Source organism: Streptomyces sp. RGM 3693, from assembly GCF_050471125.1.
Classification (GTDB): Bacteria; Actinomycetota; Actinomycetes; order Streptomycetales; family Streptomycetaceae; genus Streptomyces.
On record NZ_JBMPPQ010000001.1, the window covers coordinates 3,502,045 to 3,517,722 of the forward strand.

16 protein-coding genes and 1 pseudogene are annotated in these 15,678 nt (G+C 71.0%); 7 read left to right on the forward strand and 10 right to left on the reverse strand.

Annotated elements, in window-relative coordinates:
• Nucleotides 1-2 precede the first annotated feature (2 nt).
• Nucleotides 3-929, reverse strand: coding sequence for an alpha/beta fold hydrolase (locus ACO0M4_RS15335; RefSeq protein ID WP_430370710.1), 927 nt, complete (start codon nt 927-929; stop codon nt 3-5).
• Between the two features lie 126 nt (nt 930-1,055).
• Between ACO0M4_RS15335 and ACO0M4_RS15340 the strand changes: the two genes are divergently transcribed.
• From ACO0M4_RS15340 to ACO0M4_RS15355, 4 genes and pseudogenes are all read left to right on the forward strand, one after another.
• Nucleotides 1,056-1,811 (forward strand): TetR/AcrR family transcriptional regulator, encoded by a 756-nt coding sequence (locus ACO0M4_RS15340; protein ID WP_430370712.1) that lies wholly within the window; start codon nt 1,056-1,058, stop codon nt 1,809-1,811.
• A 43-nt stretch (nt 1,812-1,854) separates the two neighbouring features.
• A pseudogene (locus tag ACO0M4_RS15345) lies at nt 1,855-2,855 on the forward strand (IS5 family transposase).
• 327 nt (nt 2,856-3,182) lie between these two features.
• Nucleotides 3,183-4,196, forward strand: coding sequence for an MDR family NADP-dependent oxidoreductase (locus ACO0M4_RS15350; RefSeq protein WP_430370713.1), 1,014 nt, complete (start codon nt 3,183-3,185; stop codon nt 4,194-4,196).
• Nucleotides 4,197-4,223: 27 nt separating this feature from the next.
• On the forward strand, nt 4,224-4,682 hold the full coding sequence (locus ACO0M4_RS15355) for a MerR family transcriptional regulator (RefSeq protein WP_430370714.1): 459 nt from the start codon (nt 4,224-4,226) through the stop codon (nt 4,680-4,682).
• Nucleotides 4,683-4,718: 36 nt separating this feature from the next.
• On the opposite strand, the gene ACO0M4_RS15360 is transcribed toward ACO0M4_RS15355, so the two are convergent.
• The 7 genes from ACO0M4_RS15360 to ACO0M4_RS15390 all read right to left on the reverse strand — a co-directional run bounded on the left by ACO0M4_RS15360 (nt 4,719) and on the right by ACO0M4_RS15390 (nt 10,095).
• A complete protein-coding gene (locus ACO0M4_RS15360) occupies nt 4,719-5,267 on the reverse strand; it encodes a hypothetical protein (protein WP_430370715.1) in 549 nt (182 codons plus the stop codon).
• A 125-nt stretch (nt 5,268-5,392) separates the two neighbouring features.
• Nucleotides 5,393-5,695, reverse strand: coding sequence for a hypothetical protein (locus ACO0M4_RS15365; protein WP_430370717.1), 303 nt, complete (start codon nt 5,693-5,695; stop codon nt 5,393-5,395).
• A gap of 56 nt (nt 5,696-5,751) precedes the next feature.
• Nucleotides 5,752-6,063, reverse strand: a complete 312-nt coding sequence (locus ACO0M4_RS15370) for a hypothetical protein (protein WP_430370719.1) — start codon at nt 6,061-6,063, stop codon at nt 5,752-5,754.
• Between the two features lie 334 nt (nt 6,064-6,397).
• Nucleotides 6,398-7,030, reverse strand: coding sequence for a GNAT family N-acetyltransferase (locus ACO0M4_RS15375; protein ID WP_430370721.1), 633 nt, complete (start codon nt 7,028-7,030; stop codon nt 6,398-6,400).
• A 181-nt stretch (nt 7,031-7,211) separates the two neighbouring features.
• A complete protein-coding gene (locus tag ACO0M4_RS15380; protein WP_430370722.1) occupies nt 7,212-8,441 on the reverse strand; it encodes a cytochrome P450 in 1,230 nt (409 codons plus the stop codon).
• 63 nt (nt 8,442-8,504) lie between these two features.
• Entirely contained in the window at nt 8,505-9,872 is a 1,368-nt protein-coding gene (locus tag ACO0M4_RS15385; RefSeq protein ID WP_430370723.1) for an NAD(P)/FAD-dependent oxidoreductase, read from the reverse strand.
• Nucleotides 9,862-10,095, reverse strand: coding sequence for a ferredoxin (locus ACO0M4_RS15390; RefSeq protein ID WP_430370724.1), 234 nt, complete (start codon nt 10,093-10,095; stop codon nt 9,862-9,864). The genes ACO0M4_RS15385 and ACO0M4_RS15390 overlap by 11 nt, the downstream gene beginning before the upstream one ends.
• 596 nt (nt 10,096-10,691) lie before the next feature.
• On the opposite strand from ACO0M4_RS15390, the gene ACO0M4_RS15395 reads away from it, so the two are divergent.
• Complete coding sequence (locus ACO0M4_RS15395; protein WP_430370726.1) at nt 10,692-11,897, forward strand: acyltransferase family protein; 1,206 nt, start codon at nt 10,692-10,694, stop codon at nt 11,895-11,897.
• 169 nt (nt 11,898-12,066) lie between these two features.
• Nucleotides 12,067-12,339, forward strand: a complete 273-nt coding sequence (locus ACO0M4_RS15400) for a hypothetical protein (protein WP_430370727.1) — start codon at nt 12,067-12,069, stop codon at nt 12,337-12,339.
• Between the two features lie 64 nt (nt 12,340-12,403).
• Here the strand turns inward: ACO0M4_RS15400 and ACO0M4_RS15405 are convergent, their stop codons facing one another.
• Both ACO0M4_RS15405 and ACO0M4_RS15410 read right to left on the reverse strand, forming a co-directional pair.
• On the reverse strand, nt 12,404-13,636 hold the full coding sequence (locus ACO0M4_RS15405) for an FAD-dependent oxidoreductase (RefSeq protein ID WP_430370729.1): 1,233 nt from the start codon (nt 13,634-13,636) through the stop codon (nt 12,404-12,406).
• Between the two features lie 80 nt (nt 13,637-13,716).
• Nucleotides 13,717-14,985 (reverse strand): serine hydrolase domain-containing protein, encoded by a 1,269-nt coding sequence (locus ACO0M4_RS15410; protein WP_430370730.1) that lies wholly within the window; start codon nt 14,983-14,985, stop codon nt 13,717-13,719.
• A 187-nt stretch (nt 14,986-15,172) separates the two neighbouring features.
• On the opposite strand from ACO0M4_RS15410, the gene ACO0M4_RS15415 reads away from it, so the two are divergent.
• Complete coding sequence (locus tag ACO0M4_RS15415; RefSeq protein ID WP_430370732.1) at nt 15,173-15,637, forward strand: hypothetical protein; 465 nt, start codon at nt 15,173-15,175, stop codon at nt 15,635-15,637.
• Nucleotides 15,638-15,678: the final 41 nt, after the last annotated feature.

Here is a 15,678-nt window from a genome sequence, read left to right on the forward strand (position 1 = left end):
CGTCAGCCGCCGGCGAGTTGGCGTACCTGGTGGGCGACGTCCTCCCACAGCGGTTCCGGCAGGTCGTGACCCACTCCCGGCAGGGGGACGAAACGTGCGCCCGGTATACGGGCGGCGACCGTGCGACCCGCCGACGGCTTGACGAGGGGATCGTCCAGACCGTGCAGGACCAGGGTCGGTGCGGTGATGCGGCCGATGGCGGGCCCGCTCCACTGTGCGCCGATCTGGCGGCTCTGACTGCGGGCGTCCCGGACGCCCGGGTCGGGGGTCTCGGCCAGCATGGCCCTGATGGCCGGCTCGTCGAAGGGGTGGGCGGGGGAGTGGAGGAGGCGGGCGAGCGCCACCCCCGCCTCGATGTGCCCTTCGAGGAGGTGGGAGCGCCGCCCCATGCGGGCGAGTCGGGCGAGGGTGCGCAGCCGGATGTGGCGCAGGGTGGCCAGGCCGGCGCTGTCGCCAGGGACGGCCGAGACGGAGGTGAGGGTGCGGATGCGCCGGGGATGACGCAGCGCGATGCGCTGGGCGACCGCGCCGCCGAGCGACTGGCCGAAGAGGTGCGCGGAGTCCCAGCCCAGGGCGTCCAGCACGGCGATGGCGTCGTCGGTCATGTCCTCGGCGGTGTAGGCGTCACCGCGTTTGCGCAGCAGGGCGGTGATCGGGCCGGTGCGGGCGGTGGGCGGCAGGTGTGTCGATTCGCCCGCGTCCCGCTGGTCGTAGCGGGCGATGGTGAATCCCCGGGCGGCCAGTGCCCGGGCCAGGCCGGTGGGCCACCAGTGTCGGGCGACGCCCAGGCCGGTCACCAGGAGGAGGGGCTCCCCACCGGCTTCTTCGGGCAGCAACCGGTCGTAGGCGAGCCGGACTTCACCGTTGGATGCCCATTGGGTCGGGCTCCATACGGGGCTCCATACGGGGGGCGAGACCTCTGACGTCATCGTGTTCCCTTCCGGCTCGGCCGGTGTCTGCGTCGGCGCCTGCGTGATACTGCGAACGATGTTCGCGGTTATGTAGTTATAGTTATCAGTAGAGGGTTGGGTTACGGAAGGGGCGGGTGAGGTCCGATGGCCGGTAAGGAGGACCAGGAGGCCGGGGCCGTCTTGGTGTGGGAGCGGCCCGAGCGGGGTGCGCGGGGGCCCGCGCCCGAGCGGAGCCGGGAGCAGCTCACCGCGGCCGCGATCGGGCTTGCCGACGGGGGCGGCCTGGCCGCGGTGTCCGTCCGGCAGGTGGCCAGGGAGCTGGGCACCGGGCCCGCGTCGCTCTACCGGTATGTGGCCGGCCGGGATGACCTGGTGGATCTGATGGTGGACGCCGTGACCGGGGAGATCGACCTCGATGTCGAGCTGACGGGGGATCCGGTGGCGGATCTGGTCGCGTTGGCCGCCCGGACGCAGGAGGTCCAACTGCGGCATCCGTGGCTGTTGGAGGTGGCGCCGGAGGCGATGCGGGTCGGGCCGCGGGGGTTGGACTACCTGGAGTTCGCGCTGCGTGCGCTGGAGCCGGTGGCGGACCTTACCGGGCAGCGGAAGTTGGAGGCGGTTGCCGTGTTGAACGCCCTGGTCGCCATGTTGTCCGGGGTCGAACTCCGCGCCCGCCGGTCACCGACGGGTCGTCAGGCGGCGCAGTCCGCCTACCTGGGCGCGGTGGCCGGGCGGGGCGGACATCCCCTGCTGGCACGGGCGTTGGCCGGGGGAGCGGCGGGCGGCCCGGCCGGCGGGAACCAGCCCGGTGCCGGGGCGTCCGGCGAGGCCGGAGCACGCTTCGAGCGGGTGGTCCGGCGGGTGCTGGCGGGCCTGCTCGCAGCGGATCCGCTGACCTAGTGCCTGTGCGGAGTCGTGATGAACGTGCCGGTAGAACATTCGTGTGGCGAGACGTGAACTGAGCGATGACGATTGGGCGTTGGTGGAGTCGTTGCTGCCGATAGGCGGATTCGGGCCGTATCCGCACCGGCTGCGGGACCAGTTCGAGGGTGTGGTCTGGCGGGTTCGTACCAGGAGCCAGTGGCGGGAGATGCCGGAGGAGTTCGGGCCCTGGTCGACGGTCTACGACAGGTTCTGCCAGTGGCGCGATGCCGGGGTGTTCCAGGGCCTGAGGGAGGTGATGATCACCGAGGTCGCACGGCGCGGACAGGTAGACCTGTCGCTGGTCAGCGTGGACTCCACGGTCGTCCATGCGCATCACGACGCGGCGGGCGCACAGGTGAGTGAGGACGTCCTGGCCGTCCTGGAGGAAGCCATCGAGCCCTCAAAGGGGGCCGCAGAAAGACACAAAACGATCAAGAAGGAGCCGAAGACTCCGCCGCGGCCGACCCTGCCCGTGCCGAGCGGCGCCGGGTCCGTCGCAGGCGCCGCGCACGGCTGAAGGCCGCCTCCCTGGGGCGTTCGCGGGGCGGGCTGACCAGCAAGGTGCACCTCGCGGCCGAACGGCGCTGCCGTCCGCTGTCCTTCGTGCTCACCCCCGGGCAGGCCGCCGGCAGCCCGCAGTTCATCCCTGTCCCGCGGGCCATCAAGGTCCCCGGCCCGGTGGGCCGACCGCGTACCCGGCCCGACGCGGTCGCCGGCGACAAGGCGTGTTCCTCGCGCTGCAACCGCGCCCACCTGCGCGCCCGCGGGATCAAGGCGGTCATCCCGGAGAAGGCCGACCAGGCCGCCCACCGGAAGAAGAAGGGCCGTCGTGGCGGGCGGCCCGTCACCCACGACGCCGGCCTCTACCGGGACCGCAACACCGTCGAGCGCCTGATCAACAAACTCAAAGCGTGGCGCGGTATCGCCACCCGCTACGACAAGACCCCGGCCAGCTACCTGGCCGGACTCCACTTACCCGGCGCGATCAGCTGGCTCCGCAGCCTCCGTCCCTCCCATTGAGCACGGCTCCGCGCAGGCCCCAATCCACCAGCGTCACGAACGCCGAGACGGCGCAGGATGGTGGATGCCCCATCCAGGGCGGCCCAAGTGCTTAGGCCCGGGGCGAGGAGCACGTCAGCGTGCCGTGGTGCACCTGGTAGCGCCTGTGCCAGGACTCCACTTGTGATAGGGCCGGTGCGCCGAAACCGGCTCGGCGCCTTGGGTCCGGGTGGGAGCTTGCACTTGACGTGTGCGTCAGGTTCTAACGTCGCCGGGATTCGTGCGCCGGCCTTATACGGGGCGGCCGCGCTCTGCGGGTTCCGCCCGCCTTCTTGTCGAGGAGTCCTGATGACCACTGCCGTCCCCGCCACCCATCGAGAGGTACGTCTGGCCACACGTCCGCAAGGCCCCCTCAGCGCGGGCCATTTCCGCACTGTCGAGGCTCCGGTGCCCGAGGCGGGCTCAGGGCAGGTGCTCGTGCGCAACCGGCTGATGAGCGTCACTGCGGTGATGGACACCCTTGTGCGGGGCAACCCCGATCTGCCCATGCCGTCCTACGAGCCGGGAGAGGTCCTGGGCGGACCGGCGATCGGCGTGGTGATCGCGGCGCCGGGCACCGGCCTGGAACCCGGCGATCTCATCGCCCACAACGGTGGCTGGCGCGAGTATGCGGTCATCGACGAAACCGACGCTCAGCGTCTCGATGCCGGAGCTCTGCCGGATGTGGCTGCCCACCTGTCACAGGGGCTGACCGCGTGGTTGGGCATCGTGCGGGGAGCCGAGGTGCGGCCCGGGGACACGGTTTTGGTCACCGCTGCGGCAGGTGGCGTCGGCTCCCTGGCCGGGCAGTTTGCCCGCCTGCGAGGAGCGGCGCGGGTGATCGGCACTACCAGCTCCCGGCACAAGGGCACGTACCTGGTCGAGGAACTCGGCTACGACGCCGTCGTCACCCGGGATGCGGGCCCGATTGAAGACCAGTTGCGCAAGGCGGCTCCCGCCGGCATCGACGCGGTCTTCGACAACGTCGGCGGGGAACAGCTGCTGGCCGCGCTGGCCCTCGCCCGCCGCGGTGCCCGCGTCGGTCTTGTCGGCACGCTGTCCGGCCAGATGTCGGGCGGCTTCACCGCACCGGTCGGGATCGACACGGGCGCCCTCATCTTGCGGGGCATCACGTTGCGCGGCATGTCCGGCAGCGATCACCTGGACGCGATCCCCCAGTGGTTCGAGGAGTTCAGCCGTGGGCTGCACGAGGGCACCCTCACCTTCCCGCACACCCGGCTGTCGGGAATCGATCAAGCACCACGGGCGTTGTGCGAGCTGCTCGAAGGGCGCCATGTCGGAGCGGTGTTGGTAGAGCTCTGAAGCCTTGACCCCGAGGAGGAAGCAACGATGCGGATCGGTGATGCGGCGGCGGCCTCGGGCCTCACCCCGAGGGCGCTGCGCTACTACGAGCAGCGGGGGCTGTTCACGGCGCGGCGCACGCCGTCGGGTCATCGCGACTACGGGCAGCATGACATCGAGCGGCTGCGTGCCATCCGTGAGCTGCTCGATACGGGCTTGACGATAGGTGACGTACGGGCCTTCGCCCATGTCCTCGACACGAGGTCTCCCTCCGATGACGAGACCGCCGGGGTGACCGGCGAAGACGGGCCGGGCCACTGCCCGGTCGCCGATGTCACCATCCGGCGGGTGGCCGAGCTCAACCAGCGCATCGAGCGACTGACTCGGGCACGAGACCGGCTGACCGCCGCGCTCGCACGCCGATTCGGCGAACTGCTCCACGACCCTGTCGGCGGGCCTGGCACCGGAGCTGACGCTCTCCTGGGACGGGAACAATCGATCCAGTGATCCGAACTCCGCACAGGCCCTAGCACCCACCGCAGGTCACCGTCGTGAGGGCTGCCGCGCGGGCGGCAGTAGGCCGTCCGTCAGGCCCAGTTGGTCCTCCGGCGCGATGCAGAGCACGGCGACGGCCAGGGCGTCGATGCCGGCCCGGGCGAACGGTGCCGGCCCGGGGGAGCGGTGCCTCAGGGACGATCGGTTCGCCGGGCAATCCGGTGCGGTGGCGAGGGTGCGCTCCAGTCGGGCGGCGTACAGGGCCACTTCCTTACGGAAGTGGGGGGACGGAGGCGTTCCCCCTGCCGTCCCGATGGTCGCCGGCACCCGCTCGGGCGGGACACCCAGGGTCTCGGCGACCGCGGTGCGGGCGCCGGCCTCGGCAGCCAGATCCCCGGTGGTCGTCTTCGGGTCCGAACGGCGCCGGACGGAGGTGCCGAGCCGTTCGCGGTTCCAGGTGGCTGAGGTGTCCGAGGTGCCCAGATGGGTGCGGAGGTCGGCGTCGGTGACCTCGGGGGGCGGCAACCGGGCCGCCAGGCCGGTCAGTACCGCAGGGGCGGCGGCCGGGGTCAGTGCCATGCCCTCCGGCTGATACATGGAGTAAATGCAATCAATCGGGCGGAAGGGGTGTGTAGTGGAAGGTGCGGGGCGGGACGGGGCGTTGGGGGGTGCCCGATGGGGGCCCCTCCAACGCGGCGCCCGGTGATGTCAGGGCGGCGAGGTCAGGCCCGTATCTCGGCGGTGGTCTGGGCGTAGTGCTCGGCGATCTGGTCGCTGGTCGTCAGCCACACCCCGGGGTGTTGGGCGATGTGCTCCAGTGCCTGGTCCAGGTACTTGTGGCGGAACGGCTGGTTGATGACGAACGGGTGCAGCACCAACGACATCAGCCGGCCGCTGTCCGCCGCGTCCTCGTGCAGCTGGTCCAGTTGGTCCTTGACGATCTGTGCGAAGTCCGGGCCGCTCAGGCTCTTGCCGACGAACAGGCTGATGTCGTTGACCTCGATGGAATACGGGACGCTGAGCATGCCCGGCACGTTGAGGCGGTAGGGCTGGTCGTCGTTGCTCCAGTCCAGTACGTAGTTCAGGCCCAGTTCGGAGGGGAGCTTCGGGGTTTCGAACGTCTCGGTGAGGGCCGGGCCGAGCCAGCCGCGGGGCGGTGGCCGGTGGTCTTCTCGATGGCGCCGACGACCTCGGTCAGGAAGGCGCGCTCCTCGTCGGGCGTCATGTCCGCCTGGAAGAGGGAGTTGTTCTTCCCGCGGGCGACCCAGGCCCAGTTCCGGGCCCGGCCGGCCTCGATGATCTGCGGGTAGCGCTCGCCGACGTCGGAGTTGAGCATCACGCTGGCGCGGATCCCGTGCCGGTCGAGGCTCTCGATCAGCCGCCAGATGCCCACCCGCGGACCGTAATCGCGTCAGCCGTAGTTGAGCGGGTCCGGGGCGAGTCCGGCGGTGCCGGGGAAGTTGCTCGTCGACGGGCGGTCGACCTGGTAGTGCTCGACGTTCAGCCCGACGTAGAAGGCGATCGAGCGCCGCCCGGCCAGGAGATCGGGTCCCGCTCGGTGATCGGGCTGTAGTCGTAGAGCTGGTTGTCCATGGGGCTCACCTTGTGCCTGTTGTGGTTCGGTGCTTCCGTGCTCAGTATCGTCGAAACTTCACCTTGATGTGAGGGTCAAGTGGTACCGGCGAGTGGGGCCGATCACCTGCGGATACGGGGTCGTCGGGCTTCGGCTACGGGCGATGGAGGCAGGCCGCGAGTCCTGCGCGCCGCTGCCAGCCGAGCGATTCGTACAGGGCCCGGCCCTCGTCGGTCGCGCCCAGGATGCCGAGCGTCGCCCCCTCGGCCACGGCGTGGTTGGCGAGCGTGCGCATCACGAAGCGGCCCAGACCGCGCCGGCGGTGCGCCTCCTCGGTCACCACCTTGTCGACGACCGTGGCCGGGCCGAGGACGGCCATCTGCCCCGTGGCGGCGAACTCGCCGTGCGCGTCGCGTACTCGGACGTAGGTGACGCCGTCCGTGGTTTCCACGGTCGTGCGATATCCGTCCGGCGCCACCGGATGGGTGGCCCGGAGGTCCGCGGTCATCAGGTGCCCCGACTCCTCCTTGTCCGCCACCCAGCCTTCCGGGAGCCACGAGTCCGCCGTCTCCGTCTCCACGGGCAGTTTCAGCCAGGTGTGCGGGGCGGTCACCGACGCGGTGGCCGCGCGCACCGAGGACGCGTCGGGGTCGGGCAGTACATGGCGGCCTACTTGGTCCGGGAGGCCCACGTCGATGTAGAGCCCCCAGGGATGCTCGACGGCCCGGGGGCGCTGACGTGAGACGACCCAGCCGGCCGCCCAGATCCTGACGAGTTCCGGAACCATCGAACCCTCCCGAGTAAGTGTCACTTAACGGCTGTGCACATTACATGGTCGGGGAAGGGGCGGCACTCTCTTTATCGCGGCCGTCGTCGGCACCGGGGGCGGCCCGCTGATACCACCCCCGGCGCAGCCGGACGAGGGGAATCCGCCGAAACGGCAGCAGGTACGGGTCCCTGACGCTCCCTCATGTCCCCGCGCCCGCCCGGACACCGCTGACGATCGGCAGGTGCCGGGGCCCGCGCAAGATCGGGCTTTGCCGGTACGGCGGGGGATCCTCGACCAGGCGCGGACCGTCCAGGCGGCGCAGCAACTCGGCCAGCGCGACCTGCGTCTCCAGGCGGGCCAGCGGGGCGCCGAAGCAGTTGTGGACGCCGCTGCCGAAGCCGAAGTGCTGGTTGTCCCGACGGGCCGGGTCGAAGTGGTCGGCGTCCTCGAACCGCAGCGGATCCCGGTTGCCGGACGCCAGGATCAGGAACAGCGGAGCGCCCTGAGGGATGGTCACCCCGCCCACCTCGACGTCGGTCAACGGGGTGCGCTGCGGCAACATCTGGACCGGCGGCTCGTACCGCAGCAGTTCCTCCACCACCGACGGCATCAGCTCCGGCTCCCGACGCAGCCGCTCCAGTGCGTCCGGGCGGCGCAGCAGTGTGAGCATTCCGTTGGTGATGAGATTGACCGTCGTCTCGTGCCCCGCGATCATCAGCAGGGTCAGCGTCGTCATCAACTCCGGCTTGCTGAGCCGCCCTTCGGGCCCGTCGTCGTGCACCAGGGCGGAGATCATGTCGTCGGCCGGGTGCTTCCGCCGGCGGTCGGCCAGCCCGCCCAGATAGCCGGCCATCGCGACCCGCGCCTCCGCGCCCGCACGCTGCCTCGCCTGCGGATCGTCGTCGGGGGAGCGGTCCAGGGAGGCGATGATGGTGTTCGTCCAGCCACGGATCTCGGGCATGTCCTCCCGGGGGACGCCCAGTAGGCGGCAGATCACGGTGACCGGCAGCGGGTAGGCGAAGTCGTCCACCAGGTCGATCCGGTCCCGGTCCCGCAATCCGTCGATCAGCTCCCGGGCGATGTCCCCGATGTCCCCGTGCAGCGCGTCGACCCGGCCGGGGGAGTGCGGTGGGCCGAAGGGGCGCATCGCCAGCCGGCGGAGCCGGTCGTGCTCGGGGTCGTCGACGCCGATGAAGGACGGAGGCAGCTCGCCGGACCTGCCCAGCGCGTCGGGGGCGGTGCGGTGGCGCACGTCCGAGCTGATCCGCGGATCGTGCAGCAGCGCGGCGATCTCGCGGTACGTGCCGACCAGGTAGCTGCCGTCGTTCTGCCGCGCCACACCGTGCTCACGGAGTTCGGCGTAGAGCGGGTACGGGTTGGCGCGGCTGGCGTAGGCGTTGATCCGTTCCAGCAGGGTCTCCGTGGACATGCGCGGGGCTCTCCTCGTCGAGGGCAGGGGCAAGCGGCGGACGGGCGGCACCCGGTGCGGCGGTCAGCCCATCGGGCGCACCACGGCCAGGCGCCGGTCCGGCAGATGACCGGTGAGCGCGACGGTCGGGCCGTGCGAGAGCACCTTCGGGTCCGGGACGTCGGAGGGCACGACCTGCGGGGACGCGGGCCGGTCGGCGGCGCCCGGCTCGGGCGGGAACGGCGCCGCGGTCTCGATCAGACGCCGGTAGTACTCCAGCCACTTGGCGCGGTTGACGCTGACCGCGGCGGTGACCCGGCCGCGGTACCCGTAGACCACGATCAGCCGGCCCTCCTCGATGGAGCCCTGGGCGATGGTCACCTGGTCCGAGAAGGTCGGGACGCCGACGGACTTGATGTTCAGCCCGAACTGACTGGACCAGAAGGCCGGCACCGCCAGGTGCGGGCGCCGCAGCGGCCCGGGGTTGACCATGTTGTGCGCCGCCACCTCTGCCTGCTCCACGGCGTTCCCCCAGTGCTCCAGCGCCAACATCTGGTACTCGAAGAGCGGATGCGGAAAACGGGCCACGTCCCCGGCCACGAACACGTCGTCGGTGACGATCCCGTACATGTCGAAGGCCCGGCACCCGGCGTCACAGGCCACACCCCGCGGGCCCGCGGCGAGCCCCGTGCCGCCCAGCCACTCGGTGTTGCGCACGGCGCCCAGGGCGACCACCGCGACCTCGGCGTCGATCCGGCTCCCGTCGGAGAGCTCGGCACCGGTCAGCCGCCCGTTGCTGCCGGTGAGCGAGGTGACCGTCACCCCGCAGCGCAGATCGACGCCGTGCGCGCGCTGCAACCGTGCGGCGAACGCCCCCAGCGTGCCGCCGAGCGCCCCGACCAGCGGCGCCGGTCCGCGCTCGGCGACCGTCACCTCCAGGCCGCGCTCCCGACAGGCCGAGGCGATCTCCGAGCCGGTGAACCCCGCCCCGATGACCAGGACCCGGCGCGGCCCGGCGTCCAGACGCTCGGCGAGCCGGCCCGCGTCGTCGAGCGTCCGCACCGTCAGCACGCCGTCCAGGCGGGCTTCATCGGGATGCGGCCAGGGCCGGGCGCGGGTCCCGGTGGTGATCAGCAGTCGGTCGAACGGCAGCCGCTCGCCGTTCGCCAACAACACGTCCTTCGTGGCCGGGTCGAGCCCACTGGCGCGCACCCCCAGCTTCCACCGCGCGTCCACCGGGCGGCGGGCCGGCAGACCGACATCCGCCGCGGGTACCCGGCCCAGCAGCACCTGCTTCGACAGCGGCGGTCGGTCGTACGGCGGATGCGGCTCGTCGCCGACCAGGGTCAGGTCCCCGGTGAAGCCCTCGTCCCGCAGGGTTTCGGCCGCCCGCAGTCCGGCCAGGGACGCGCCGACGATGACGATCCGCCCCTTCTTCAGGTCAGCGGACATCGGCATCCGCACCCGCCCCGGCCGCCGCGCCGGCCTGTGCGCCGACGAGGATGGCCTGTACCGGGCAGGCCGCCGCCGCCCGCCGCACCCGTTCCGCCTGCGCGTCCGGGGGCGCGGGGGCGTAGCGCAGCGCCTCCTCGCCGTGCAGCTCGAACACCTGCGGCGCGAGGAAAACGCACTGCGCGTACCCCTGGCACCGGTTGAGGTCGACCACCATCTGCATTCCGCACCGCTCCTCCGCGCGAGCCGTCCACTCCGTCCTACTCGCCCCGGGCGGGTGGCGCGGGCGGTGCTGGGCCGGAGGGGTGTGCACGTGGAGTGAGGGCGCAGCGGCGGTGGTCGGCCACCGGAGCGGAGGGGGCGCCACGGCCCGTCAACGCCAAGCCGTCCCCGTCCCCCGGTCCCGCGGAAAATTCCCGCCGGCCAGCGCGCCGGTTTTTCCCGTGCCGCTGTCAAATACGCTCCGGAACCCTTATGGCGCAGCATACGAATACGGGATGGCGGGAAGGTTTCTGAAAGTCGAAGCGCAAGGGAACGGCAGTGCCGGGGTCGGGTGTGCGACGGCGGAATCAGAAGTTCCGGATAGTGTTCCCCGCGCGTCCCGGGCATGTGGAAGAGTCGGTCATCGGGTACGGGGTATCCGTATTGACCCGGATTCGCCCACGACATCCAGCATCGGTCGAAACGTGATTTACGTAACGCTCGATGTGCGCCATGGCCAAAATCTTTGCGATTATTTCAACCGAACTTGCCTCCTCCGTCCCGGCCATGAGATGGGATGGAGTGGAACACTGCCCTACGAAGTTGAGGAACCACGGTATGCCCTTTGCTCTGCCTGGAAATCTGGCCGCACCAGGGAAGGGGCAAGGACAATCCAGACTCTATGTCCTGGACGGACTACGCCTCGTGGCGGCGCTGATGGTCCTGGCGTATCACTACATCACCCTCCGTGATGGCTGGGGCAATGATCCGCATGCGATCTCGCCGACGATCTACCACCTGTCCCAATTCGGCTGGCTGGGCGTCGAAGTCTTCTTCCTGATCAGCGGATTCGTCATCTGCATGAGCGCCTGGGGGCGTTCGCTCGGCGACTTCGTGAAATCCCGGGCTTCCCGCCTCTATCCCGCGTACTGGGTCGGGGTGCTGCTGACCGCGGCCGTACTCATGATCTGGCCGCGGGTCCGCAGTGCGGACAATCTGGAAACAGTGCTGACAAACCTCACCATGCTGCAGCAGGGCGTGGGGGTTTCCGACCTCGACGATGTCTACTGGTCCCTCTTCGTCGAGTTGAAGTTCTACCTGCTCTTCGCCCTCGTCGTGTACCGCGGTGTCACCTACCGCAGGTGCGTGCTCTTCTGCGGGCTGTGGACGGTGGCCGGTGTCGTCGCCCTCAAGGCCAACAGCAACTTTCTTTCGGTGTGGGCGATCGCTCCCTACTCGCCCTACTTCATCGCGGGCATCGCCTTCTACCTGATGCACCGCTTCAAGCCCACGCTCCTCCTCTGGGCGATCGTCGCGGTCGAATTCCTGCTGGCCCAGCACTACGTCCGCGGCCGCCTGGTGATGAACGTCGGAGCCAAGGCGAGCATGGCGCACGGCTGGCCGGCCCGCGTGGGCGTCATCCTGGCCTTCGCCGTCATGGCGGCCATCGCCCTCGGCGTATTCGACAAGGTGCGGTGGCGCTGGCTGCTGACCGCCGGCTCGCTGACGTACCCGCTGTATCTCCTGCACATGTACATCGGATTCACCCTCATCGACATGCTGCGCAACAAGATGCCGGCGCCGGTCCTCCTGCTCTCCATCGTCGCGTTCATGGTGATGCTTTCCTACGCCGTGCACCGACTGGTGGAACGGCCTCTGGGTAAATGGCTGCGCAATGGAATTCAAAAGGGTCTCCAGGAAATGCGCCGGAATTCCAAGAGCCAATCCGCAAAGGAATCCGATACCGCCGGGCCGGGCCCGGATGCCCCAAAAAATTCCATCGCCGAGAAATGCGGCGTGGGAACGCAACGACCGTCACAGTGACACCGTCACCGTGACACCGTGCCGGGGCGGCCGGGAACGAGGAACGCCTGCCGCGCCCGGCGCTCTGTGACCTGGGCGGCACGCCGCTCGCCCGTGAACCCGGCCCGCGCCGCCCGGCCCCGTTCCCCGCTGATTGCGAGTCCAGTGGGGGACGGGGCACTCTTGCGTCATGTCATACGTACGACTCGAAGCGTGGATCGGCGGGGAGTGGGTCGAGGTGGACGCGGTGAGCGTCACCGTGGAGGAATCCGCGCTGACCCTGTCCTTCGAGCGCCAGCGGACCGAGGCCGGGTACCGGAGCATGATCTGGGAGCCGCTGGAGCACTTCCTGCGGGAGTACCGCGAGGAACCGATCGTGGTCGTTCCGCTGGGCCGCAGCCTGCCCTTGATGTACGCCCCCGGAGGGGCCGGACCCTTCCGGCTGGCGGAGGTGACGGAGTGACGGAGAGAGGCGAGTGACGGCGTGACGGGGCGGTGACGGGGGCGTGCGCGCCCCCGTCACCGGTTCAGCGCACCGACTCGGCCGGCGGGCGCTCGCGTACCGCCCCGTAGGCGAGGAAGTACGCCGGGACCCGGTTCAGCCACCGTGAGGTGGTGAGCCGCTCGGCCACCCACTGGGCCCGCCGGGGGTGGCCGAACGGCGCCTGGCCCGCCAGTACCGGTGCGATGACCCGGGAGTGGGCGAACCGCTGCAACGCCTGCGTCAGCGCCGCGGTCGGCCACCGGCGGCGCTGCACGGCACGGACGTCCGGCAGGCCGACCGCGCCGGCCCGCAGCGGCCCGACCAGGTGCCGGGCGGCCGCCACCGCGTCCTCCACCGCGAGGTTGATGCCGATCCCGAAGACCGGCGACATCGCGTGCGCCGCGTCGCCGATGCACAGCAGTCCGGGGCGGTGCCAGCGCCGCAGCCGGTCCAGCCGCACGTCCAGCAGTTTGACCTCGTCCCAGGAGTCCAGCGCCCGCACCCGATCGCCGAGCCAGGGCGCGGCCGACGCGAAGTTCACCATGAACGCCTCCAGGCCGGCGGCGCGCCGCACCCCGTCCGTGCCCTTGGGGATCAGCGCGGCGCACTGCCAGTAGTCCCCGCGGTCGATCAGGGCGGCGAGCAGCCGGTCGCCGGCGCCGCCCACCAGACCGTGCGGATCGCCGTCGTGCCGCGGCAGCCGGAACCACCAGGCGTCCATGGGGCAGCTGAAGGCCCGCAGCCCGAGTTCGGGCAGGGCCCGGGCGAGCGAACCCCGGCCGTCGCAGGCCACCGTGAGCGTCGCCCGCAGTTCGCCGGTCCGGCCGTCGGCCGTGCGGTACCGCACCCCCGTCACCCGGCCGCGCTCCTTCAGGAACGACGTCACCTCGGTGCTCATCCGCACGGAGAACGACGGCTCCCGCCGGGCCTCGTCCGCCAGCAGGTCGAGCAGGTCCCACTGCGGCACCATCGCGACGTAGTTGAACCGGCCGCCCAGCGCGGCGATGTTCCCCACGGTCGTCAGAGCGCCGTCCGGCCCGAGCGGCAGCTGAACGGCCGTCACCCGCCGTTGCGGCAGCCTGGCGAACCGATCGCTCAGCCCCAACTCGTCCAGCAGCGCCAGCGTGGACGGGTGCACGGTGTCCCCCCGGAAGTCGCGCAGGAAATCCCCGTGCTTCTCCAGGACCGTCACCGCCACCCCGGCCCGCGCCAGCAGCAGTCCGAGCACCATTCCGGCAGGTCCGCCGCCCACCACACAACACGTCGTCCGCTCCACCACAACCGCTCCCTTCCAAGGCGACCCGGGCCCGGCGCTCGCGCAGCCACCGGCACAGATACCCCGGATCGCACCGGAATTCAGCCGCGACGTGCTCCGTCCTTCGCGCGCCGCACGTCGCACAGGGCATGGTCGATCAGCGCGGTGGTGGCCCGGATCTGGCGGGTGGCGGTGTCCGGGTCACCGGGGCGGCTGTGCAGGGAGACGGTGACGGTGGTCCGGCCGTCGGCGGTGGTGGCGGGCCAGAGCATGTAGCCGTAGCCGTCACCGCTGTGCCCCCAGTACCCGCCGCCGCAGGTCAGCGGAGTCCAGGACAGGCCCAGCCCGTAGCGGCCGCCGGGCGGAGTGCCCGGGTCGCCGGGCACCGCCACCGTCCGGCGCATCTCGGCCAGCTGCGCGGGGGCCAGCAGCCGGCCCCGGACGAGCGCCGAGAAGAACGCGTTGGTGTCCGCCGTCGTGCTGATCATCGAGCCGTCGGCGTCCCCGTCGAAGGGGAGGTAGGCGACGGTGGTGTCGATCAGCGGGGCGCCGGGGGCGAACTGCTGGTAGTCGGCGGCGTGCGGGCGGGGGAGGTACGGGTCGTTGCCCGGTGCGAAGGTGTGCGTGAGGTGGAGCAGGCGCAGGATCCGCGCCCGCACCTCGTGCTCCCAGGAGTGGCCGGTGACCGCCTTGATCACCATCCCGGCGAGGACGTAGTTGGTGTTGGAGTACTGCCAGCGCGCACCCGGCTCGAAGGACGGCGGGTGACGCAGCGCGAACGCGGCGCGCTGCGCGGAGGTGTGAGTCGTCCAACGGTTGCGGTGGTACTCGGCGGCACTGGGGTGCGGGGCGACCTCGCCGGTGTAGTCCGGCAGGCCGCTGGTGTGCTGGAGCAGCTGACGCACCGTTATCCGGCGCCCGTCGTTGCCGTGGCCGCGCACCACGCCCGGCAGCCACCTCTCCACCGTGTCGTCGAGCGACAGCCGTCCCTCGCCCACGAGTTGGAGCACCACCGTCGCCACGAACGTCTTGGTGTTGCTGCCGATCCGGACGAATCCGTTTGGCGGTACGGGCCGTCCGGTGGACAGGTCTCCGGTGCCGCTGCGGACAGTGCGCGACCGGTGGTCCGTCGTCAGTCGGACCGCGACGCCGGTGACACCGGTGTCGCGCACCGCGTCGGCGTCCCGTTGGAGTCGGGAGGGCGACGGGTGGGCGGTGGGTGTCGCGGCGTCGGCCCGGGCGGGGACGAGTCCGGTGAGGAGGGCGGCGGCGGTGAGGAGCGCGGCGGCCGCCCGGCGGGGGAGGTGTCGTACGGCGGCCCGTGGGGCACATCCGGCCCTCGGCGCGGGGACGTTCACGGTCATCGGCATGCGGCCACCGTAGGGACGATCGGGTCTGGTGGGCCATGCTGCTGGCCGGGGTGGTCGGGGTGGGGTTGTCCCCCCATCGAGGGTGGGGCGTACGGCATTTGGTGCCGCTGCCGGGAACGTACTGCGCCATATCCCCCTCTTGTGTGGTGGGTCGTAACAACGGCCCACCTCAAAGGGGAGGACAGAAATGACAGAGCAAGTGGAGAAGATCGGGAACGGACGCGCGGCGCGGGGGGTCCGCGGGCGTCGGGGCGTCGCCCGCTTCGCCGCGGTGGGGGCCATGGGCGCGGCCGTGGCGGTACTGGCCGTCACCCCGGCGTTCGCCAAGGGCAGCGCCACCCTCAGTGCGTCACCCGGCACCGTCAAGCTGGGCCAGGCCGTGCACCTCACAGGGCGCGGCGACAGCGACGCCCTCCGGTACGCCGAGTTCTGTGCGCAGCAGCGCGTCGGCACGCACGGCGCCTGGCACACCGTCAAGTGTGGCCACGTCGTGAACATGGACGCCGGTGAGGCCAAGGTCGACGTGAAGGTCAAGGCCGCGCACCGTGGCGTCCTGCAGTTCCGCGGGGTGCTCTTCGGCGTCGACGGCCCGCACGGGGGCCACCCCCGCGCGGACTTCACCACCAGCGTGCGGACCGTCCACGTGCGCTGACCCGGCCATGACCGGTGCCACCCGGCGGCCATTGGCTGCCG